This window comes from Pseudomonas sp. JL23 (assembly GCF_056933585.1).
This window is the reverse complement of the sequence record NZ_CM167795.1, coordinates 159896-181282: the sequence shown is the minus strand read 5'-3', so window position 1 is coordinate 181282 and position 21387 is coordinate 159896. Positions and strand designations below refer to the sequence as shown.

The 21387-nt window shown below is 56.8% G+C and carries 21 protein-coding genes and 1 pseudogene; 7 read left to right on the top strand and 15 right to left on the bottom strand.

Features of this window, described 5'->3' with window-relative positions:
• Positions 1 to 1390 precede the first annotated feature (1390 nt).
• On the bottom strand, positions 1391 to 1648 hold the full coding sequence (locus tag AC1Z24_RS00890) for a hypothetical protein (protein WP_483744213.1): 258 nt from the start codon (positions 1646 to 1648) through the stop codon (positions 1391 to 1393).
• Positions 1649 to 1949: 301 nt separating this feature from the next.
• Here AC1Z24_RS00890 and AC1Z24_RS00885 point away from each other — a divergent pair, with 301 nt between their 5' ends.
• Positions 1950 to 2165 carry a DNA-binding protein gene (locus AC1Z24_RS00885; protein WP_483744212.1) on the top strand — a complete coding sequence of 72 codons (216 nt, stop codon included), beginning with the start codon at positions 1950 to 1952 and terminating at the stop codon, positions 2163 to 2165.
• Positions 2166 to 2231: 66 nt separating this feature from the next.
• Here the strand turns inward: AC1Z24_RS00885 and AC1Z24_RS00880 are convergent, their stop codons facing one another.
• Positions 2232 to 3293, bottom strand: a complete 1062-nt coding sequence (locus AC1Z24_RS00880) for a hypothetical protein (protein ID WP_483744211.1) — start codon at positions 3291 to 3293, stop codon at positions 2232 to 2234.
• A gap of 229 nt (positions 3294 to 3522) precedes the next feature.
• Here AC1Z24_RS00880 and AC1Z24_RS00875 point away from each other — a divergent pair, with 229 nt between their 5' ends.
• Together AC1Z24_RS00875 and AC1Z24_RS00870 are read left to right on the top strand one after the other, a co-directional pair.
• Complete coding sequence (locus tag AC1Z24_RS00875; RefSeq protein WP_483744210.1) at positions 3523 to 4200, top strand: DNA adenine methylase; 678 nt, start codon at positions 3523 to 3525, stop codon at positions 4198 to 4200.
• Complete coding sequence (locus AC1Z24_RS00870; RefSeq protein WP_483744209.1) at positions 4200 to 5027, top strand: 8-oxoguanine DNA glycosylase; 828 nt, start codon at positions 4200 to 4202, stop codon at positions 5025 to 5027. Before AC1Z24_RS00875 ends, AC1Z24_RS00870 begins: the two co-directional genes overlap by 1 nt.
• On the opposite strand, the gene AC1Z24_RS00865 is transcribed toward AC1Z24_RS00870, so the two are convergent.
• The 7 genes and pseudogenes from AC1Z24_RS00865 to AC1Z24_RS00835 form a co-directional block, all read right to left on the bottom strand.
• The gene (locus tag AC1Z24_RS00865; RefSeq protein WP_483744208.1) at positions 4968 to 5642 is read right to left on the bottom strand and encodes a nitroreductase family protein; all 675 of its coding nucleotides are present in this window, start codon (positions 5640 to 5642) and stop codon (positions 4968 to 4970) included. The genes AC1Z24_RS00870 and AC1Z24_RS00865 overlap by 60 nt on opposite strands.
• Positions 5620 to 6225, bottom strand: coding sequence for a 7-cyano-7-deazaguanine synthase (locus AC1Z24_RS00860; protein ID WP_483744207.1), 606 nt, complete (start codon positions 6223 to 6225; stop codon positions 5620 to 5622). The genes AC1Z24_RS00865 and AC1Z24_RS00860 overlap by 23 nt, the downstream gene beginning before the upstream one ends.
• Positions 6222 to 7430 carry a PfkB family carbohydrate kinase gene (locus tag AC1Z24_RS00855; protein WP_483744206.1) on the bottom strand — a complete coding sequence of 403 codons (1209 nt, stop codon included), beginning with the start codon at positions 7428 to 7430 and terminating at the stop codon, positions 6222 to 6224. The genes AC1Z24_RS00860 and AC1Z24_RS00855 overlap by 4 nt, the downstream gene beginning before the upstream one ends.
• 19 nt (positions 7431 to 7449) lie before the next feature.
• The gene (locus AC1Z24_RS00850; RefSeq protein ID WP_483744205.1) at positions 7450 to 7770 is read right to left on the bottom strand and encodes a hypothetical protein; all 321 of its coding nucleotides are present in this window, start codon (positions 7768 to 7770) and stop codon (positions 7450 to 7452) included.
• 643 nt (positions 7771 to 8413) lie between these two features.
• The gene (locus tag AC1Z24_RS00845; protein ID WP_483744204.1) at positions 8414 to 11764 is read right to left on the bottom strand and encodes a patatin-like phospholipase family protein; all 3351 of its coding nucleotides are present in this window, start codon (positions 11762 to 11764) and stop codon (positions 8414 to 8416) included.
• Between the two features lie 456 nt (positions 11765 to 12220).
• Positions 12221 to 13072 (bottom strand): annotated as a pseudogene (locus tag AC1Z24_RS00840) (YifB family Mg chelatase-like AAA ATPase); the annotation flags it as partial.
• A gap of 218 nt (positions 13073 to 13290) precedes the next feature.
• Positions 13291 to 13551 (bottom strand): accessory factor UbiK family protein, encoded by a 261-nt coding sequence (locus AC1Z24_RS00835; RefSeq protein ID WP_259101307.1) that lies wholly within the window; start codon positions 13549 to 13551, stop codon positions 13291 to 13293.
• Between the two features lie 420 nt (positions 13552 to 13971).
• On the opposite strand from AC1Z24_RS00835, the gene glnK reads away from it, so the two are divergent.
• Complete coding sequence (gene glnK, locus AC1Z24_RS00830) at positions 13972 to 14310, top strand: P-II family nitrogen regulator (RefSeq protein WP_002555808.1); 339 nt, start codon at positions 13972 to 13974, stop codon at positions 14308 to 14310.
• 33 nt (positions 14311 to 14343) lie between these two features.
• A complete protein-coding gene (locus AC1Z24_RS00825) occupies positions 14344 to 15681 on the top strand; it encodes an ammonium transporter (RefSeq protein WP_259101306.1) in 1338 nt (445 codons plus the stop codon).
• An 80-nt stretch (positions 15682 to 15761) separates the two neighbouring features.
• Here AC1Z24_RS00825 and AC1Z24_RS00820 read toward each other — a convergent pair whose 3' ends face one another.
• On the bottom strand, positions 15762 to 15938 hold the full coding sequence (locus AC1Z24_RS00820; RefSeq protein WP_483744203.1) for a hypothetical protein: 177 nt from the start codon (positions 15936 to 15938) through the stop codon (positions 15762 to 15764).
• Here AC1Z24_RS00820 and AC1Z24_RS00815 point away from each other — a divergent pair.
• Positions 15927 to 16352, top strand: coding sequence for a secondary thiamine-phosphate synthase enzyme YjbQ (locus AC1Z24_RS00815; RefSeq protein ID WP_483744202.1), 426 nt, complete (start codon positions 15927 to 15929; stop codon positions 16350 to 16352). The two genes, AC1Z24_RS00820 and AC1Z24_RS00815, sit on opposite strands and share 12 nt — an antisense overlap.
• Before the next feature lie 100 nt (positions 16353 to 16452).
• Positions 16453 to 16779, top strand: coding sequence for a transcriptional regulator SutA (gene sutA / locus AC1Z24_RS00810; RefSeq protein WP_259101300.1), 327 nt, complete (start codon positions 16453 to 16455; stop codon positions 16777 to 16779).
• Between the two features lie 184 nt (positions 16780 to 16963).
• Here sutA and AC1Z24_RS00805 read toward each other — a convergent pair whose 3' ends face one another.
• From AC1Z24_RS00805 to lysA, 5 genes are read right to left on the bottom strand one after another with little or no spacing between them, the layout of a single operon-like run.
• Positions 16964 to 17659, bottom strand: coding sequence for an HAD family hydrolase (locus tag AC1Z24_RS00805; RefSeq protein ID WP_483744201.1), 696 nt, complete (start codon positions 17657 to 17659; stop codon positions 16964 to 16966).
• The gene (gene xerC, locus AC1Z24_RS00800) at positions 17649 to 18554 is read right to left on the bottom strand and encodes a tyrosine recombinase XerC (protein ID WP_483744200.1); all 906 of its coding nucleotides are present in this window, start codon (positions 18552 to 18554) and stop codon (positions 17649 to 17651) included. Before xerC ends, AC1Z24_RS00805 begins: the two co-directional genes overlap by 11 nt.
• Before the next feature lie 2 nt (positions 18555 to 18556).
• A complete protein-coding gene (locus tag AC1Z24_RS00795) occupies positions 18557 to 19291 on the bottom strand; it encodes a DUF484 family protein (protein WP_483744199.1) in 735 nt (244 codons plus the stop codon).
• Positions 19292 to 19304: 13 nt separating this feature from the next.
• On the bottom strand, positions 19305 to 20135 hold the full coding sequence (gene dapF / locus AC1Z24_RS00790; protein ID WP_483744198.1) for a diaminopimelate epimerase: 831 nt from the start codon (positions 20133 to 20135) through the stop codon (positions 19305 to 19307).
• Positions 20136 to 20138: 3 nt separating this feature from the next.
• The gene (gene lysA, locus AC1Z24_RS00785) at positions 20139 to 21386 is read right to left on the bottom strand and encodes a diaminopimelate decarboxylase (protein ID WP_483744197.1); all 1248 of its coding nucleotides are present in this window, start codon (positions 21384 to 21386) and stop codon (positions 20139 to 20141) included.
• Position 21387: the final 1 nt, after the last annotated feature.

Below are 21387 nucleotides of genomic sequence, written 5' to 3'. Positions count from 1 at the left end.
GGCGACTGCGGTGTAGCGGATTTCTCCTGATCGCTACAGTGTGTCACCCCTCATGACAAGCCGTCGGTTTAGCCAAAGGCGAACCACTCCAAAGCAGTCTGTGGATTCGTCAAGCTGGGTTGCCATTAATCACACTCAAGGCGTCACGGGCATTGCTCGCTGCGCCGCCAACTCAGCCCAGAGTAACGCCATCAGCATTACTATTACCATCTAACTGACATAAGGGCGATTAAGCATGCTGACTAGAGAATATTCATTCGTAATAACACCGTCTCCCATAACAATATGCTAGAACACGACTGCTGGGGGATAGGCTAAAGGCAACGGAGGGAGTGATGAGCAGGTATGTCCTGCCGAGACCGTTGATGCCAAGGGTCGGCTATGGTAAATCAAAGCTCGCCGCCTGGGAGCTAACAGTGGTTAACTCCATTGAGAGCCTTGGTCATTTCTGCGAGAACACAGATTATCCTCGCCTGCTCGCGCGAATCGCCGGGAGCCGCGGCTCTAGCAACTGCTTCCGACTCTTCCAGCACCCTGTTTAATGCATCCAAGTCATTTTCGTTTAGATCTAGACTGAAAGCTACGTGGTGAGTCAAAAATTACTCTCCCGCGACCGTAAGGCAGCGCACTTGTTGTGTAAGCATTTCATGCGTCTCAATACGTGCATGAGGCGCTGGGCTACGATTCAGAGCTGACGGTGCCGTTCGACATCTGATACAACACGTTTCAGCATCACCTAATAACATGATAACAGGCCACGTCCCAGTGGCTAAGCATATTATGCTCTAGGAATAGGCTTTACAAGCGTGCCATCTCTCGACAAGTGAATCGGACTTCCTATTTCTGATGCTGGATATCAATGCCCCCCCGTGAACGGCCGTATAGTAAATCGCAGCTTAAAGAAACTTATTAATTGCTACTTGTAAGGCCTGTACTACGCAAAAAATATAACATCGACTAGGCTTCTTCTCACGCCCTCCCTTGAAATGAAATGCTAAACGCACGAAAAGACCCTAAAAATGCGTGCAAATATGCTGGCGCCTCGGGAGATATACCGCTGAACGTGCTGGGGCCTCTTCACGATACGAAGTCCGGGACGCCATGACGGAGGCTACGTTGATTCAAGCTTTTATGGTTGATGTGGATGGGGTCGTCGTTGATGGTCGGCCCTCCGACGGCAGGGGCAGGGTTTCATCTCTTAAGGAGGATTTCGGGCTAGCAAGCTCAGATCTCCATAAGGCGCATCAGCCGTTCATTTAAAAATCTGATTCGCTACAGATCGACCCGACTGCTGCTGCCGCACAGGTCGAAGAAACTGGAAGGATTATAGCCGCCGCTCAGATGAGGTTGAGTGGTTCTCGGTCGGCCGCGAGGTCGGCAACGTCTGCAATCAAGGCCAGGAACAGATTGCCCCTTTATTCTGAGCGAATGACCAATTCAGAATCACCTCCAGGGAGACCCAAGGATTTTCCCCCGTCTCGCCGAATTTACTGCAAGTGCCAGCGTGCTTGAACGGCTCGCCGAAGTAGTCGACGGATTGATACTCCAAACACTCAGTGCACGCCACAAATCCGCCCATCATTAGCCAGTTCTTATTCCACTCGATAACCTGACTGACAACGCTCCTGCGTTTTTCATAACTGACCATTTCACACCTCCATGGCGTCTTAGGCCGGGACGTCCGGCCCGTAGACTAATGGTAGTGGAGGAAGCGGTGCATCCACAGACTCTTGTGGAATAACCACTGCCGCGCATCCCATCATTCGATCCGACTGTAGGGGTCGATTGAACGGGGGACGCGTTATTAAACCCTTTGGATTGATGGTGTGCGGACGACAAATTCAATCAGATGACAATCCAGCCATTGGTCAAAAAACTGGGTTCGCCAAGATGATGGTCGACTGAGAATCACCTAAATTTAAGTACCCCACACAATTTTAGACAGTCTCATGAACACTCCAAGATCTCCGCAGGAAGCTAAGCTTTGGCTACAAGCTCAAGGAATTAGTGTGGCTGAGTTCGCGTGCAAACATAACCTCGATCAGGCCACGACATACCAAGTGTTGGCAGGCACAAAGAAAGGGCGCAGAGGGAAAGCCCACAAAGCCGCGCTGGCACTGGGGATCAAGGTAAGTACGAAACCCGGGGAGATTCAAAAGGCCTAGTTTTCAGGTTCAAACGGCGTTCCGATGCGATCCAGCCGTTACCGCTTAGCTCTGACTGTAATGTCATTAGTCTGATGGCGGTAAGTTAGCCTCGGCGTCCTGGACCAGCTTCAAAATGAGCGTGACGTCCATACCTACGTTCCCATAGGTGAAACTCGACTCAACGATGTTCTTCCGGGACTTTCTCAGATCCGGGTGCAGATGATCAGGACCATATGGCACCTCGTGGTGGTTGGCGGAATCTATCCGCGACAGATGTTTTCCCTCGGGGCTCTGTATGTTGTACGCATAGTTCATAGGCGATATGTACCTGACTACAACACCCACTCCAGAGCGTCTAAGGGCAGTGATGGTCTGGTCTTGCACCTTTTCGATGGTGCAGTCGAGCTCTGTCTTGAGCGTTTCAATTGCATATTTCAGCACCTCATCGGCGCCTGGCTTGCGGACATTGTAAAACATGATCATTCCGCCCAAGTGCTTGGCCACGTAATTCATCAGTGCCGATTGCTCTTGAGCCTCGGCTTCGTGTGTCGAACACAGCAACAGCCCGATCATCAGACCTGAGGCGCCCCGCACCGTACTGGTCGACATTCGGTCAGTGCGAGTGCCGCAGATCACGCATTTTCCATTCGACGATAGCCAGATGGCCTTATCCACGGCAGTGTTCTTGAGGCGGCCATCGACGAGCCCCTGGAATGTCTTGGCCTCGGCATCGCACTGTTCACGCCAAGCGCGGTAGCGTTGGGGGTATCCCCTATCATCGATGAGTTTGGAAAGGCCGGAATCGTTGATGGAAGGGAGGCTGATTCCCTTGTTCCGCAGAAAATCACCAATGCTATCAAGCACCATCGGGTCCACGGCTTTGAGGAAGTAGATGCGCGCCGCAGGAAATCGCTCGACTGGCTTGTATAGCGCGCTGATGTGGCACGCCCCCGAGGCAAAGTACAGATGCTGGTCGTCTGCCCCCTGGATCATCCACAATAGTGTTTCCTTGTCTCTGACCTGAATAGTCAACACCGGCTTTTGCTCGGTAAGAAAGTTTCCACCGAAGCTTCGTACTGCGCCGTCAGTCGCGTGACCGTCGAGGTTGAGCGCTATGCAATCTCTAATCAAATCGTTGAGCTTCAACGTCAACCCTACATCTGAATTTATGATCCTGCACTAAATGGGGTCAGCTGGACCGCTTGGCAAGGCCTCAGGCGTGAAAGGCTCGGCTGTATAGCGTCTCCTAAGTCGGCATGGTGGGTACGACCAACGTTTACTAACCCCCGAACTGATGACAATCAACACGGTGTGATTGTCTATCAGGCGACTGCCGGTCATTGACATCATCGTCATTTCTGACGATGCTTCGGTCATGAAATATCCCGGCGGAAAAGGCAAGTGCTACCAGCACTTGATCAACCTGATGCCCCCGCATCAGACCTACATCGAGTCCCATCTTGGCGGTGGCGCAGTCATGCGCAATAAAAAAACCGCGCAGCGGAGCATCGGACTCGATCTTGATTCGAGCGTCATCCAGCGTTGGCGGGTGGAACAGCCCTGCGCCTGTGAGCTTCATCAGGCCGACGCCGTGTCATTTCTTGAGACGTTTGCGTACAACGGCGCAGAGCTGGTTTACGTCGACCCTCCCTACCTGCCTGAAACACGGCGCAGGTCCAAGGTCTACCGCTGTGACTACACCGATGCCGATCACCTGCGGCTCTTGCGCTGCTTGGTGGCGTTGCCATGCATGGTGATCCTTTCCGGTTACGCCAACGAACTCTATGACCGTGAGCTGGCCGGATGGCGCAAGGTGAGCTTTGCGGCAAAAACGCATGTGGATGTTCGTGAGGAAGTGGTTTGGATGAATTTTGACGCTCCCAGTCGCTTGCATGACTCGCGGTATCTAGGCGAAACATTCAGAGACCGGCAAACCATTCAGCGACGTCAGTCTCGCCTACGCTCACGAATCGATGACATGGATCCGCTTGAGCGAGCGGAGTTGCTGCAGTGGATGCAGAAAAACTACGGCATTGCCGAGGAGGCCGCCTGATGCAATTAGGCGCAATTTTCGTGGACCAGTTAGTGTTCAATCTTGAGCTACCCAAACCGGACGAAGAAGTCATTCCGGGTGTGCCGTGGGGAGCGCTGGAAGCCTTTCCGACTCCGGCCTATTGGGCGTACCAGATCTATGCCAGGCGTTTGCACGGCGAACGAATCAACTACAAACTGGGTGCCACGCTGAAAGAGGAAGTCGGAGCCTGCCTTTTGGGAGGGCATGGCATACCTTCGACAGTCGGCTTGGCTGCTTTTCAGCACGTGAAGACTCATGGCGCTTTTGGTACCGAGCCGCCTTGTGAAGAAGCCCTGCTGCAATGGTTGCGTGAACCGATCGCGCTGGACGGTCGCACTGTCCGGTACCGCTTTGCCAAACAAAAAGCTCGCTATCTGGCAGCCGCACTGCAGAAACTTGCCGTTCAGGCCGCGCCCACCCAGTCTGGACGAGCATTGCGGGACTGGCTGCTTGATATCCCCGGCATAGGCTACAAGACTGCGTCGTGGATCGCCCGCAACTGGCTGGATGCCGATGATGTGGCGATCCTCGATATCCACATTTTGCGGGCTGGGCTGTTGGGGAAGTTTTTCGAAAGCAACTTAACCGTGGAGCGTCATTATCTGCAGCTTGAAGAGCAGTTTTTGAGATTCAGCAGAGGGCTTGGCGTCAAGGCATCGGAATTGGATGCCCTCATTTGGCTGGAAATGATGTCGTCGCCAGAAACGGTTCACTCAATCATGGGGATCAGACACGCACCGACGGCTTCAGGACGACGAGCCAAGAAGAGCAAGCCCGACACCAACCAGTTGTCCTTGATCGGATAACGTCCCTACCCATGGCTCACCGGTAATCCCCAACGGACAGAAGTTGAGGTCTTGAGCATGGGCGGTCAGTGCAATTACCGCCAGCAGTGCGCCTGCGTCCCGCCAGATCAGGCTGCAGCCATTCTTGTATTTCGTCAGCGTCTTGCCGGGCTCTGCTACAAAGAGCATGCGTACCGCTTGATCACTGGCCAACACGTCACTGCTATGTCGCAGCAACCCTTCAAGTCGCGCAGTTGCTCCTCGAATCTCGACTAGGTAGTGCCCTTGAGGCTGATACAGCCACCAACGAGGGTCGCTGGGTCTGCAGATAAGAACATGGATGGGGTGGATCGCTCCTGCAGAGGGGGCCGCCCGTTGTTCAAGGTCAAAGCCGTACGGTGACGGCCAGCTTTGCGAAGTGCTGCAGGATCGCCTGAGCAGATCTCCTAACTGATCATAGTTCAGAGGTCCGAATTGTCGCTGGGTCCTGCGACTGGTTAACACGGCATCGAAAGAATGTGCAGTGCGAGCCGTTCGGGCAGATAGACGTTGTATCTCGCCCGTCGGCCAATGAAACATGGCGTGAGGTTCGATAGAGGTGTTGGGCTGCGGATTACCCAGATCGATCCAGGTCATATCCCACCTCATCGAAAACATGGAAGTACTTGTTGCATCCTCGGCAGTTGCCACAGGGGACGTTGGCTTTGTGACAGCTATGCGCCCAGGCCAGAGCTCCAGGAGGGATCCCGGAAGTCCTCACCAGCTCTGCCGTGGACATCTCGATGGCCGGAGCCTCAACAACCAGGCCACCCTCCTGCAGCGAAAGCAATAGACTGATCGCGTGGATGAACTCTGATGAACCGTCCCGGTGAACACCGTCGGATTTTACGGTTCCCAGCCAGAGATGGGACACCCCCAGTGATATGGCCTTCATCGCTGCCAAAGTGATCAATAGCTGGTTGCGATAGGGCCACCAGTCGGATGCCGGTGCCAGTTGATCAGGCACGCCTCCAGCCATGTCGCCCGACCCAAGGGGCCGACAATCTATCGAGATGATGTGATGCTTGATGTCCAGCTGGGTACAAATCGTGCGTGACGCGGTAATCTCCGCATCGGCCGCGAGTTGACCGTAGTCCAACGTGATCGCCAAAGATGGGCGTTTCCACCACGCAATAGAAAGGGAGTCCATTCCCCCTGAAAGCAGTAATGCCGTTTTCATAGCACGCAGGCTTCCCATACCGTTTGATAGATCGCACTGACGTAGTCATTCGTGATCCGGCACCCGGAACCTTCCATCATTTTCTTGTCTTCCGCAGACTCGTTTTCCGCATAGAACACAACCGGTTTATTCAATGCCTTGGCGTAGCCAATCTCATAAATCGTTCCGGCGTCCAGCCCATCACCCACGGCGAACAGCAGGTCGCACTCGTGAATGGCATCAAGATCCTTTTGCACCACGTCTTCAGCTGAGCCCAGACCAACGTCGTGGTACGGGGAGAACACCTTCAGACCCAACGCGGAGAGATCATTGCGCGCTTGATTTATCATCCAGAGCTGGGCCAGTGAGAAAAACGGGCCCGCCAGATAAACCTTAGGAATGAAACCGCCCAGAAAACGTGTGGAGGGCTCCAGCGGCTCGGCGTGATAGTGCGTTAGCTGTTTAGGCGTTGGATAGCCTTGTGTGTCGCAGTAGTAGGCGGTGGCTTTTGATGCTCGCGCTGCGGCTTCGGGAGCAGGAAGTCTCTCTCCCATCCATGCTAGCGCGAAGTGGCCCGCAAACGTGTCGCCCGATCCGACTTTCCAAACGTTCTGCGTATGGAAGGCTGGCACCCGATTGAATATACCCCGCTCATAAACCAACGCCCCGAGCGGCCCCATTTTCAAGACCACGACCTCTGCCTGCTCCTGTGTAGCGACCGCCGTGGCCAACGCTTCGACAGACAGGTTTTTATCGCCGACAAGCAGACCGGCCTCATGACGGTTCACCACAAGAGCAAGGTGCTGAGCGTGGGAGCCGTTTGCTGAAAACGATTCGGGATTGATCGGGCTCTGGGGGTCGTACACCGCATATTCGGCGTCAATGACAGCGGATCCCTCGATCATTCCGAAGCGAAGTACTTTCTCGGCATGGATTGGTAAGGTCAGCGAGTCGCCGCTGTGACCTGTCAAAAACGGATCTGACAAGCCATGGAGGTATTGGAAGGTCAGTCCTTGGGGGACGTGAGTCGCATGGAAGGAGAACCCTTCCAGCGCTGCGCGGTTGTCCATGACAAATTGCTGATCGGCGTCTACTGCCCCATGCAAGGTGACGGTGCCGCCAAACCTCGCTATGGCTGTCGCAGCCCTCCCGGCCGAACCATAGATTTCGTCCCAGCTTGGACGCATGCACTGCTCACCGTAAATGCCGCCGACGATGTTGATCATGGAAGCCTCCTTGCTTCATTCAGATAGGAGAAATTTGAACGCGTACCTGTCCGCTGGAAATCGAGACAACACGAGCCGAAAACATATGCCCCTCGGTCATGCACTGGCGAAGCCGTTGGAGTCGTCGATCGGCAATGCCCCCGACTTCCTGGTCTTGCCAGTAGGCTAAAACCACTGACTGGCCGTTTTGATCGCCGATGACGATGTCCAGCATGCAGCCTACATACAGCTGCTCAACGACATCTTCTTTCGGCGAAGCGATTTGCGCTGCGAACGACAGCTGATCGCATGCCACTACCGGCTCTGAAGATGGACCTGTTCCGCCGCCCAAACCTGACATATGCATATCCCTTTGCAATCAAGAACGCATTAGCAATATCACGAATGATGACCTTCTGCTATCAAGGCTTCATCGCAGAGCGGGATGCTGAGCCCCCACAGATAGCCGATGAGCTCCTACTAGCGTGGGTAGGTTACCAAGCCATGCCCAGCATCAATACCCGTCACGAAGCGATCCGATCGAGCATGAGCGGTAAAGTGTGACGCCACTGCGCTGGCTCGGTAAGGCGTATTTTTCGCCTGCAAACACTACCACCACAGCGCGGCAACCCCAGCAACATAGGGGCACGTTGATGCCCTTGAGCTGTCATCCAGGCGAGGCAGAAAGGACGTTCGCCCCCGGTGCACTTGGCAGAGCGTTAGTGTTCGAGAAGCCCGCGATTTGGTACTGGGTAATTCGTTATCTTCGCAGCGGGTCTTCCGGCGCGCGCCCCCTTCGATCACTCGCAGTTATTTCGAAAACCCAAAGCAGCAACGGCTGAGTACTTGCCGTAGTAAAGCTTGGATCGGTGTTTAGTACAATTACTATGTGTGATTTGGAGCGGTGAAGCCGCCGAATTCCTGCTATGTAAATAGCGAAGGTATGCTGGCATTTCTTGGGTCCCCAGCAATGGATAATTGTTGAACAGCTTTCAAAAAATACGCTAATTAGCCGAAGCTTCCACCGGTGCAGCGGGGAGCCATACTTCAATGATTGGCTTATCAGGTGCACCAGCTAACTCTCGCTGTTGCCAAGCGCCAACGTTACTCCATATTGTAGGAACCTTAGGGAGATCCTCGCCGCTGATATTTCTTACCTCGCGGATTAAATCGGCTGCACAGTTAGCACCGTTTTTGGTGTACTGAATGGCGGTGGGTTGTGCGTACCCACCTGGAGTTTTTCTGCCCAGGCGTCGAGCGGTATCAAGCACATCCTCGATGCGAGGTACATCTGCGCCTAATTTTTCCCACCATATGCGGCTATAGACCTCTGCTATTTCGAGTGAAGTCGGGCCATAAATCTGAATGTAGACGGTATAACCTTTGCACGACTTAGGTCCATCTGGTGTCGGTGGGATGTTTTGGTTCGGCGACATGCAATTGTCAGGTTTCTGAACATCTCCTGCATATTCACGAACCCAATAACGCGGTGCGCAGTCTTGGCTGGGGGCGGGAGTTAGGCAACTTGGTGCATTTCTACCAGTAAGAAGCGCACAGAAAGGTCCTTTTGAGCCACCCTCTACCACTGCATTTATCTCATTCGTCGTATTTTTAAAACATTGGGTTTTAGTCGTATCAACGACCGTTTTCAAGTAACTGTTTTGGCTGAAATCATCGAAACCTGCTTTTTTGCAGTGCGACTCGGACACCCTAAAAATCACCGCAGCTAATGCGTCCCAAGGGGAAAATCCCGGCATTACGTTTATGTCGCGCTCCATAGCGCTGTTGACAGAAGCTGGAGGTACGTTCTTGGTTGCATCAATGTACCGAGCACTGATTTCATTAAGCTCTTCAACGCTAATCCCCTTGGCGGTAGTTGTGCGCTGCACCTGCGTATCGAAGGCCTGCCAAGCCGCGAGCCCCGCCGATGCCACTGCTCCAAAACTCAGCGTGGCATTGACCGCACCGGTCGACACCAGCCTAGACACACGCCGACCACCGTTGAACTTAAGATGTTTCTCTCCATTAACGGCAGTCACGATCACCGCACCATCGTCATCAATGAAGTTACCAAAGTACGTTGACAGTTTGCCGTCCGCCGGCATGTCGATCCCCTGTCCCAACCTACCCCCCAATTGGAAATAGCTTTCCCACTGCGCCTCGCTGAAAAACTGATCGGTAGTGGGCTCTTGCGGGAATAGGGGGTTACTGGATTTGAAGTTCTGTAGATCAACGGGAACGCCGTTGCATAGATTAGGTTTCACCAGAATCAAAAAACCTTCGTTACCTGTTGCGCGATAATGCACTTTTGCCAGTGATAAACAGGCATCACTGTCATTGGCTGCAAGGTCGGCCAACGCCCCGTAGCCATTGGCGTTAATAGGTATATTCGGGCGCTGGAAGACGATGTCGACATCAAGATCGATGCGCGCTTTGCGCACTAAATTTTCCAAGTCTTCAAACCGATATGCTGGATCAGCACCACAATCGGCCAGCACAATCAATTCGCACTCTTCACGCAGCAGAGCATAGGCACCAGTGTTATCAAAATGACCACCATCAGTGAGGAACCAGTGGCGTCGTGCTGTGCCAGCGAAACGTCCGGTTAACTCAGCCAACAAAAGAGAGTACTTGCCCCATACACTATTGTGAGTCTTACCACTGTCCCACCAATACCCTAGCCGGATACCAGCCATCGTCAGAAGCGCTGCAAGACCCGAACGCGTGCTGGCGCCCAATCCTGGCGCAAACGCAGCACCGGAAATCGCCATCCAATTCCCCAGTCCCATTGCCTGCTTTGACGTCATTCGCACCCAGCCGTCACGGGCAACCCGCAGCAAACCGTTGGGGCCTACCGTCATGGCCTCGCCTTTGCGGTCGCTGTTGAAGATGCCGCCTCGCGGATCCTGAGTCTGATTAATACAGACATTGAGCAAATGTACCGGTCCGCCACTGCGATATGGAGCATAGTTTTCGAGCTCAATATCGTCCTCCGACATTGGTGTCGCCACTGCCAGATCGTCGGGATTGGGGACACGCTGCTGCATTGGTCCCAAATTGCCCGAAGCCATCCGCTCGCGGGTGCTCGCGCCCAGGTAAGCACGTATCAACCGAGCGCGGTAGAATGCCTGCAATGACGAGCGATTGAGAAAGTCTAGATTTCCAAGTGAGGTAAACAGCATCAATAAAACCGGCAGGGCCAGACTCATCAAGGCAAATCCGCCCTGCTGGTAAAAGGCAACTTGGGCGCCGTCACGAAACAATGCTGCCGAGACTATGCCATGTACGACACTGACCCAGAAGACGAGCAATGCGGCAAGTAGGCCTAGGCCGACGATACTGAACAGTCCTAAGAGCGTTCCCCTGCTAACTGGTGCGAGGCTTTTTGGCATACTGGCAATCATCGGTAGCACAGCGCGTAAAGCGATGCCTACGATTATGAGAGCTGGCCCCAGATTGTCTGTTTTGCGATTTCGCGCAAGGTGCCAAGCCAGCTCATCTAGCCAGCCAAGCAGCAAAGTCGCTACTACGAAAATGAGGACGTAGCCCAGCCAGTGGGTTAGTTGGTTACGCGCTATATCTGCCTGATAATCACGACGTCCGCGCATCATCACCACGAGACAAGCACCGCAGAACCAAGAGGTCATGATTAGCCCCCCAAATATCAGCAAACCATCAGGAATTGCGGTCCAGCGCTCGGTAGCTTGATCTGCAGCACTCAATTTTCCGAAAGCCACCCAGATAATAAACCCGAGCCCTCCCAGCGCTGTCAGCGCAGTGCTGGTCACTCGAATGGTCGAGGAATCCTTAGCATGAGAAGGCAATAACCAATACCCGCAGCTCAACACTCCTGCAACCAGTGCCAGTAACGGCAACAAGAAAAAAAGAGTCGGCAGCGTTGCCATTGTCGGCAGCAAGGACCGCAGGACTGAGGTGCCTGCAATTGAAGAGTAGTCGCCAACATATCCACTAACGCAAGCCCATATGGATAGGTCGATGGCAGCAAGGATACAGCCCAACAACAGCCCCATGAGGCCAAGTTCCAAATGAACCCCTAACAGGTTACGGCCAAAATTTGCAAAAGCGAACAAAGTATCTTTGGCCCCATTGGGCGTCAGATATCGGCCATTGGCTCGCAGCCAGTTCAACCACCAAGACGATTCCATTCTTGCCAGTTTCGACTCCAGCTCTTGAGCACTTCCTGCCTCGTGCATCAGTTTGCCCAGACTCGATCCAGCATAACCTCCGCCCGAAACGGTGGACATTAGATCGAATTGTCGAAGTTGCTCTTTTTGCGCTAGGGCCTTAATCAATCCAAGGCAAAAGGTTGCACTGCGAATTCCGCCTCCAGACAACGCCAGACCCCAGTATCGTCGCTGTCCAGATAGCGGGGGCGTAAATGCAGCCCGTCGTTGCTGCACCATTGCGTCTAAATCTGAACGGGGCTGATCCATAGCGTGTCCCTTTCCTAGCTACCACACGGCGATGTCGTGTGTACGGGGGGTTAAGCAAGTCGCGAAAGGCAATACAGGGACCTAACCCGCCTTGCTTCCGAGAATTAAGTGCAGCTCGCGGTCGGATACCGCCAACATCGAATTCATGGACTATAGAGCGGAAAATCTGGGCGTCCAGTCGACGCGGGGGCAGACCGCCCATGTTTGCATAGTTTCAGCTGACATATTTGGCCGGAAGCGCTGTCAGAGCGCCACAGTCTCTTCGGTGAGCCAGCGCGAGTCTGCTTGCCACCAATAGCAGTGGATCCATCGCCAGCAGTCGCATTAATTTCAAAAAATTCTCATTTATTTCGAAAACCGACAGCCACCGCCCACCAACGCAGGCCCGGACGCGGAGTGATGAGGCTGCCGGAAAGGCCGCTGCGGCCAGTGCTGCAAAGGCACCTGACTGGCCACCGACTGGATCGCCGCCACTTCCAGTGCTTCGTGCTCGTCCAGCGGAGGCAGCAAACCCGGCAGACGGCTGGCCAGCAAAGTCTTGCCGGTGCCGGGCGGGCCGCTGAACAGCAGGTTATGGGCGCCCGCGGCAGCGACAACCAGAGCACGCTTGGCGGCAATCTGCCCTTGCACTTCGCTGAGGTCCGGATAGGGCTGGACCTGATGCAGCAGGCCACTGGACTGATACGGCACGATCAGCGTGCGGCCGTTGAAGTGCGCTACCAGATCGAGCAAATGGCTGACCGCGATCACCCGCAATCCCGACGCCAGGCAGGCTTCTTCGGCATTGGCCGCAGGCACTATCAAGGTGCGCTCCGCTGCCCGTGCCGCCAGTGCCGCTGGCAATACGCCCTGCACCGGGCGAATGGCGCCGGATAACGCCAGCTCGCCAAGGCACTCAACATCCTGCAACGCCAGCAATGGCACCTGGCCGCTGGCGGCGAGCAGGCCCAGGGCGATGGCCAGATCGAAACGTCCGCCGTCCTTGGGCAAGTCGGCGGGCGCCAGATTCAGGGTGATACGTCGTGCGGGGTAGTCGAGGCCCGAGGTCAGGATCGCGCTGCGCACCCGGTCCTTACTCTCCTTGACCGCACCTTCCGGCAGCCCGACCAGAGTCAGGGACGGCAGGCCATTGGCCAGATGGGTTTCAACCGTAACAGCCGGCGCCTCGACGCCCACTTGGGCGCGGCTGTGGACAATGGCGAGGGACATGGATCATTCCTTGATGTGCATGAACTGCGCATCCTGCGCGATTGCAGGCGAGGAAGGATCAGGGAATGGGTTGCAGGGTGTGACGAAATGGGCGCGGATCGGTTGGAGCGAGGCTTGCCCGGGAAAAGGCCGGTACATCCGACATATTTCTATCGCCTTCCATGGGGCCTTCGCGGGAAAGCCTCGCTCCCACGAAAGTAGTTGTTACCACCAGCACATCACTCAGCAGGTGGCGTCAGCTTCGCTTCCATCTCTGCCACTTTGGCTTCCAGCGCCTCAAGGCGGGCACGGGTACGGGCGAGGACAGCCATCTGGCTGTCGAACTCTTCACGACTGACCAGATCCAGTTTGCTGAAGCCGCTCTGCAGCAGCGCCTTGAACTGTGCTTCGAATTCATTGCGTGGCAGAGGGTTGTCGCCGTTGAACAGGCGCGAGGCATGGCCGCTCAGGGCATCAAGAAAAGCTTTGGGAGCCAGCATGGTCAACCTCCGGAATCAGATAGGCGGCAGTGTAGCACGCAGCGTCTATAGTCCATTGACGCGCACCAGCGATGCACATTTATCGCGCATCACGGTGGGCACGAGCGCACTGTAGTTGTGCGTTCATTGTGTCGATAGCTGGTGTTTTACTGCCTGGATCAGGGTCAACACCCTGAATTCAATGAAAATTCACGAGATGGCAAGGTTTCTGCTTAAGGGCTAATGACCCATGCACTGATGCAGTCGCTGTGACGAATGCAGTGCGGCAGGCGGAGCGGGGATGTGTTTCGTCAGAAGCGGTTTTCTGGGGTTGGTCGGGCCTGAACGGGTGACCGACACGTTACAAAGCCAGGTACTGCGCTTAGACTTGAGACGGGTTTGTTTTCCTGGGGCAAGTCCACCAATTCGGGAGAAAGTTTCATGAAGCTAGTCACTGCAATCATCAAGCCGTTCAAACTGGACGACGTGCGCGAGTCGCTGTCCGAGATCGGCGTGCAGGGCATCACCGTTACTGAAGTCAAAGGCTTCGGTCGTCAGAAGGGCCACACCGAGCTGTATCGCGGTGCGGAATATGTAGTCGACTTCCTTCCTAAGGTGAAGATCGATGTTGCCATTGACGACAAGGATCTGGATCGCGTTATCGAGGCGATAACAAAAGCAGCCAACACCGGCAAGATCGGTGACGGCAAGATCTTCGTGGTTAATCTGGAACAGGCTATTCGCATCCGTACCGGCGAAACCGATACCGACGCAATCTAAGCCGCCAAACCCCAACGCCCCAGGAGAAACAATATGACTCTGCGTCAATTCGCAGGGCTAGGAGCCCTGTTGTCCCTTGTAATACCTGGTCTGGCCCTGGCGGCTGACCCGGTACCAGCACCTGTCCTCAACTCCGGCGATACCGCCTGGATGATGACGTCGACTGCGCTGGTTCTGTTTATGACCATTCCGGGCCTCGCGCTGTTCTACGGCGGCATGGTGCGCTCGAAAAACATTCTTTCCGTGATGATGCAGTGCTTCGCCATTACCGGTCTGATCAGCATCCTGTGGGTCATCTACGGCTACAGCATCGCGTTCGACACAACCGGCATGGAAGCGAACGTTGTCAACTTCAACTCCTTCTTCGGTAGCCTGGCCAAGGCGTTCCTGGCGGGTATCACCCCTGCCAGCATCACTGGCCCGGCCGCGCTGTTCCCTGAAGCCGTGTTCGTGACCTTCCAGATGACCTTTGCGATCATCACCCCGGCGCTGATCGTCGGTGCGTTCGCTGAGCGCATGAAGTTCTCCGCAATGCTGGTGTTCATGGGCATCTGGTTCACCCTGGTCTATGCGCCAATCGCGCACATGGTCTGGAGCGGTCCTGGTTCGCTGCTCGGTGACTGGGGCGTACTGGACTTCGCTGGCGGCACCGTGGTGCACATCAACGCCGGTGTTGCTGGCCTGGTGGCCTGCCTGGTACTGGGCAAGCGTAAAGGCTTCCCGACCACCCCGATGGCTCCGCACAACCTGGGTTACACCCTGGTCGGCGCAGCGATGCTGTGGGTAGGCTGGTTCGGCTTCAACGCCGGTTCCGCTGCTGCTTCCAACGGCACTGCAGGCATGGCCATGCTGGTTACCCAGATCGCCACTGGCGCAGCTGCACTGGGCTGGATGTTCGCCGAATGGCTGACCCACGGTAAGCCAAGCGCTCTGGGCATTGCCTCGGGTGTGGTTGCTGGGCTGGTTGCCATCACACCGGCTGCCGGTACTGTCGGCCCAATGGGCTCGCTGATCATCGGTCTGGCCGCAGGCGTGGTCTGCTTCTTCTGCGCTACCAGCCTGAAACGCAAACTGGGCTACGACGACTCCCTGGACGCCTTCGGCGTGCACGGTATCGGCGGTATCCTCGGCGCGATCCTGACCGGCGTCTTCGCAGCCCCTTCGCTGGGCGGCTTCGGCACCGTGACTGACATCGCAGCTCAAGTCTGGATCCAGTGCAAAGGCGTAGGCTTCACGATCATCTACACCGCGATCGTGACCTTCATCATCCTCAAGGTGCTGGACGCGGTCATGGGCCTGCGTGTCACCGAAGAGGAAGAAGCTGTCGGCCTCGACCTTGCGCAACACAACGAGCGTGGCTACAACCTGTAAGCCATCGCAAAAAAAATGCCCGGTTTACCGGGCATTTTTTTGTCTGGTGTTTGTCAATCAGACAAGTTGGAGCACAAGCGTTATTGCGCCGAAGCAGTTTTTTCGCCGATGATTTCAGCATTGTCGATGCGTACTGGCCGCTTGCCCGTCAGACCTTTGGCTAACTTGTTGAAAAGCCGGTTTATTGCGCTCTTTGTTTTTTCTTCAGGCGCGTTAGAATGCGCGCCGAGCATGCGGAGAACGGTATGTGGCAACAAACCAGAATCACCCTGCGGGCCAGGCCCCGAGGGTTTCATCTGGTGACCGACGAGATCCTCGCAGGCCTGCCGCAGCTGCGTGAATGTCGTGTCGGGCTACTGCATTTGTGGCTGCAACATACTTCGGCTTCGTTGACCATCAACGAAAATGCCGACCCGGCGGTACGCCGTGACTTTGAACGTTTCTTCAACCGCCTGGTGCCTCAGGGTATCGCGGGTTATGAACATGACGACGAAGGACCGGACGACTTGCCGGCGCATTTCAAGGCCAGTTTGCTAGGCTGCCAGTTACTGTTGCCGGTTACGGCAGGGCGATTGGCAGTGGGTACATGGCAAGGCGTTTATCTTGGCGAACACCGTGATGCCGGTGGTGCTCGCAGCGTCCTCGCCACTTTGCAGGGCGAGGGTGCATGACCGCCGGGTAATGGCGGTTGTTGAATTTTTTCCGGCTGTGTTCGAAATTGGACGCAGCTGGGCTATAACTAATCTGCTTTCGCAAGTCATGAGGTAGAACATGAGCGACGACGACAACGACGATCTGGTTGATGATCTGGAAGGTGAAGAGGACGGTGAGGAGCTTGCAGCTGCTCCCGAAGACGATGGCACGGAAGTCGACGACAGCGTAGAAGTCTCGGCGACTCCCACCAAAGGCAAGGCCAAGGCCGCTGTCTCGGTGGACGAACTGCCTAGCGTCGAGGCCAAGAACAAAGAGCGTGATGCTCTGGCCCGCGCCATGGAAGAGTTTCTTGCCCGTGGCGGCAAGGTGCAGGAAGTGGAGGCCAATGTGGTCGCCGACCCGCCCAAGAAGCCTGACAACAAATACGGCAGCCGCCCTATCTAAGGGGCTGGCCGCTGCATGAAAAAAAGCCCGCTGTCGCTGCGGGCTTTTTTTTGCCTGTTGAATGGCAGGTATCGGACCTATGTAGGACCGGCTTTAGCCGGGAGGGCGCTCTCACGGCTAAAAACCGCTCCTACAACCTCACAAATGCCTCGCGGTCGACGCTGGCGTTAAAGAAGGAAAGCAATCAGGCCCAGCGCGCCAGCACCTCGGACAAGTCGGTCAACCTTCTGATCTCCGCATCCGGCGGCTTATCGCCTTCCCAGACCTTGCCACCCGGGTTGTACCAGATGGCGCGCATGCCGGCCCGTTGCGCACCGGCGACGTCGTCGCTGGGGTGGTCGCCGATGTGTACGGCTGCACTGGCCTCGACCTGGCCGCGTTTGAGCGCCTCCACGAACGGTGCCGGGTCGGGCTTGCCGATGCCCAGATCTTCGGCACACAGGGCGAAGGCAAAGTAATCCGCCAGACCCAGGCGGCGCACGTCGGCGTTGCCGTTGGTGATCACGCCCAGGGTGTAGCGCTGGGAGAGGAGTTCCAGGGTCGGCACCACCTCGGGGAATATTTCCACCTGATGCCGCCCATGCAGAAACACCTCGAAGCTCTGCCCTGCAAGCTCGAACGCCTGCTCGTTCGGGTAGCCGGCGTCTTCCAGAGCATGGAACAGCACGCGGCGGCGCAGAGCGCTGATGCGGTGGCGATACGACGGATCCTCTTCAACCAGACGCTCGCGGATCTCCCACAGGTGTTCCACCGGCACCGGCCCCAGCTTGGGCGCGTTCTCGGCCAGCCAGTCACGCAGGCCGGCTTCGGCACTGACGATGGCCGGGGCGGTGTCCCATAACGTGTCATCCAGATCGAACGTAACCAGCTTAATGCTCATTGTCGGAAGAACCTTTGCGTTTGGCCCGAGGATGGGCGCTGTCGTACACCGTGGCCAGATGCTGGAAATCCAGGTGCGTATAGATCTGCGTGGTCTTGATATCGGCGTGGCCGAGCAGTTCCTGTACCGCGCGCAAGTCCTGAGAGGACTCCAGCAGGTGGCTGGCAAAGGAGTGGCGCAGCATGTGCGGGTGCAGGTTCTGCCCCAGCTCACGCACACCTGCGGCCTTGATGCGCACCTGAATGGTCCGCGGACCGAGGCGACGACCCTGCTGGCTGATAAATACTGCGTCATCCTGAGGGTTGGCCTGGCTACGAAACGACAGCCAAGACTGCAACGCCTCACGGGCCTTGCGCCCCACGGGCAGCACGCGAGTCTTGCTGCCCTTGCCCAACACCTGCACCAGACCGTCACTCAGATCCAGCTGATCGAGATTCAGCCCGGTGAGTTCGGACAGGCGCAAGCCGGAAGAATAGAACAGTTCAAGAATCGCCTGATCGCGATGGGCGAGAAAATCGTCCTCGATGGCGCCATCCAGCAATTGCAGGGCGCGATCGGTGTCGAGAGTCTTGGGCAGGCGGCGTTCGCCCTTGGGCGGTGACAGGCCATTGGCCGGATCATGCTCGCACAGGCCTTCGCGGTTGAGGTATCGATAGAAACCGCGCACCGCCGACAGTAGCCGGGCCAAACTGGGGGATGACTGGCCCTTCTGATGCTGACGGGCCACCAGACTGCGCAGGCGCGCCGTATCCAGCGCGACCCAGCTGGCGATGCGCTCTTTCTCGCAAAACGCCAGGACCTTGCTCAGATCGCGACGATAGGCGTCCAGGGTATGGGGCGACACTTGGCGCTCACTGCGCAGGTGTGTGCAGTAAGCCTCCAGTTGTCGTTCCATCGCTAGCGGACCGAACGCAGGGCGTGGGTAAAGCGCGGCAGCAGGCGGCTCAGGACGTCGGCGATGTAGTTGAGGAACAGCGTGCCCACTGAGCTCTTATAGTGCTGCGGATCACGGCTGCCGATGGCCAGCACGCCGTGCAGGCCGAGATGGTTCAGGGTAACGATGGCTGCGGAGCCGACTTCCTTGCTCTGCTCGGCACCGAACAGAAAGGCCAGCTCGTGTTCACGGAAGGTGCCGCAGACGGTTTTTTCGCCCATCAGGCCGCCAATGGCCTTCTGCGCCTCGGCACTGCTGACCCAACGACCCACCGGCATGGCGCTGTCGCTGAACAGGATCAGGCTGACAAACGGCACCATGAATTCCTGGCGCAGGCTGTCTTCCACGGCGATGACGATTTCGTCCAGGCTGACGGCGTCCATCAACGCCAGATTCAGACGCCGGGTCTTGTCGAACAGCCGATCATTGTCCCGGGCCACATCCATCAGTTGCGACAGACGATGGCGCATCTCGATATTGCGTTCGCGCAGCAGCTTGAGCTGGCGCTCGACCAGCGAGACGGTATCGCCACGCTGGTGCGGAATGCGCATCGAGACCAGGAGTTCGTCGTGCTCGGCAAAGAAGCCCGGATGCTGGAGCAGGTAAGCAATGACTGCCTCTGCTTCAAGGTTGGGCGTTGCGGTATCGACAGGCGATTCGCTGGGCTTTTCGGTTGAAGTCTGAGGCTGATCAGTCATTGGATATGCTCACTCATAGACGAACTTGGCCTTCGTAAACCCGTACAGCGGGGCCGGTCATCACCACCGGTTGGCCAGGACCTGCCCATTCGATGGACAGTCTGCCGCCCGGCAGATCGATCAGCAGCGGTGAATCCATCCAGCCCTGGCTGATGGCCGCCACTGCAGCTGCGCAGGCGCCGGTTCCGCACGCCTGGGTTTCCCCGGCGCCGCGCTCCCAGACGCGCAATTGTGCGCGCTGACGATCCACCACATGGAGAAAACCGACATTGACCCGTGCCGGGAAGCGCGGATGGTTTTCGATCTTCGGCCCGAGCGTATGCACCGGGGCGCCGTTGATATCGTCGACGCGCAGCACCGCATGGGGGTTGCCCATGGATACAGCGAACAGCTCGACCGTCTGGCCCTCGACATCGACGCTGTAGTTCAGCGCCTGTTCGCTGGCCTGGAACGGAATTTCTTCCGGCACCAGGCGCGGCTGGCCCATGTCGACGCTGATCTGGCCGTCGTTGCGGATATCCAGCTCGATGATGCCGCTCTTGGTCTCGACGCGAATCTGCCGCTTGGCGGTCAGACGCTTGTCCAGCACGAAACGGGCGAAGCAGCGCGCGCCGTTGCCGCACTGCTCGACCTCGGAACCGTCGGAGTTGAAGATCCGGTAGCGGAAGTCCACCTCAGGGTTGTTCGGTGCCTCGACCAGCAATAACTGGTCGAAGCCGACACCGGTATGCCGGTCACCCCATTGCTTGGCGTGCTTGGGCAGAATATGCGCGTGCTGACTGACAAGGTCGAGGACCATGAAGTCGTTGCCCAGGCCGTGCATCTTGGTAAAACGCAGCAGCATGGGTCACTCCGGCAGCAGGCTTTCGCCGGCATACAGCTCGGCCACGGTTTCGCGGCGGCGGATTTCGAATGCCTGGTCGCCATCTACCAGCACCTCGGCGGCACGGCCGCGGGTGTTGTAGTTGGAGCTCATGACGAAACCGTAGGCGCCGGCCGAATGCACGGTCAGCAGGTCGCCTTCGGCAAGGCTCAGGTCACGGCTTTTGGCCAGGAAGTCGCCGGTCTCGCAAATCGGGCCAACGATGTCGTAGTTGCGGGTCTCGCCATCACGCGGGCGAACGGCCTTAACGTCCATCCAGGCCTGGTACAGCGCCGGGCGGATCAGGTCGTTCATGGCCGCATCGACGATGGCGAAATCCTTGTGTTCGGTGTGCTTGAGGTATTCGATCTGCGTCAGCAGGACACCGGCGTTGGCGACGATAAAACGCCCCGGCTCGAACATCAGGCCCAGGTCGCGGCCTTCCAGACGGGCACGTACGGCCTTGATATAAGAGTCGGCCAGCGGCGGTTCTTCATCACGATAACGCACGCCAAGACCACCACCCAGGTCGATATGACGCAGGTGGATACCGCAATCACCGAGGCGATCGACCAGATCGAGCAGGCGATCCAGAGCATCGATGAAGGGTTCCAGGGTAGTCAGCTGCGAGCCGATATGGCAATCGACGCCGATCACTTCCAGGTTTTGCAGGTGCGCGGCACGGATATACACATCTTCGGCATCCGCGATGGCGATGCCGAACTTGTTTTCCTTGAGGCCGGTGGAGATGTACGGGTGAGTGCCCGCATCGACATCCGGGTTGACGCGCAGGGAGACCGGCGCGCGAACGCCCAGCTCGGCGGCAACCAGTTGCAGGCGCTCCAGCTCGTCGGTGGACTCGACGTTGAAGCAGTGCACACCGACTTCCAGGGCGCGACGCATGTCTTCACGGGTCTTGCCGACGCCGGAGAACACGATCTTGTCAGCCTGACCACCGGCGGCCAGTACCCGCTCCAGCTCGCCACGCGAAACAATGTCAAAACCAGCGCCCAGACGCGCCAGGACATTGAGCACGCCCAGGTTGGAGTTGGCCTTGACCGCGAAGCACACCAGGTGCGGCATGCCGTCCAGCGCGTCAGCGTAGGCCCGGTATTGCGCCTCGATGTGGGCGCGGGAGTAAACGTAAGTCGGCGTGCCGAAGCGCTCGGCAATGGCAGACAATGCCACTCCCTCCGCGAACAATTCACCGTCGCGGTAGTTGAAGGCGTCCATG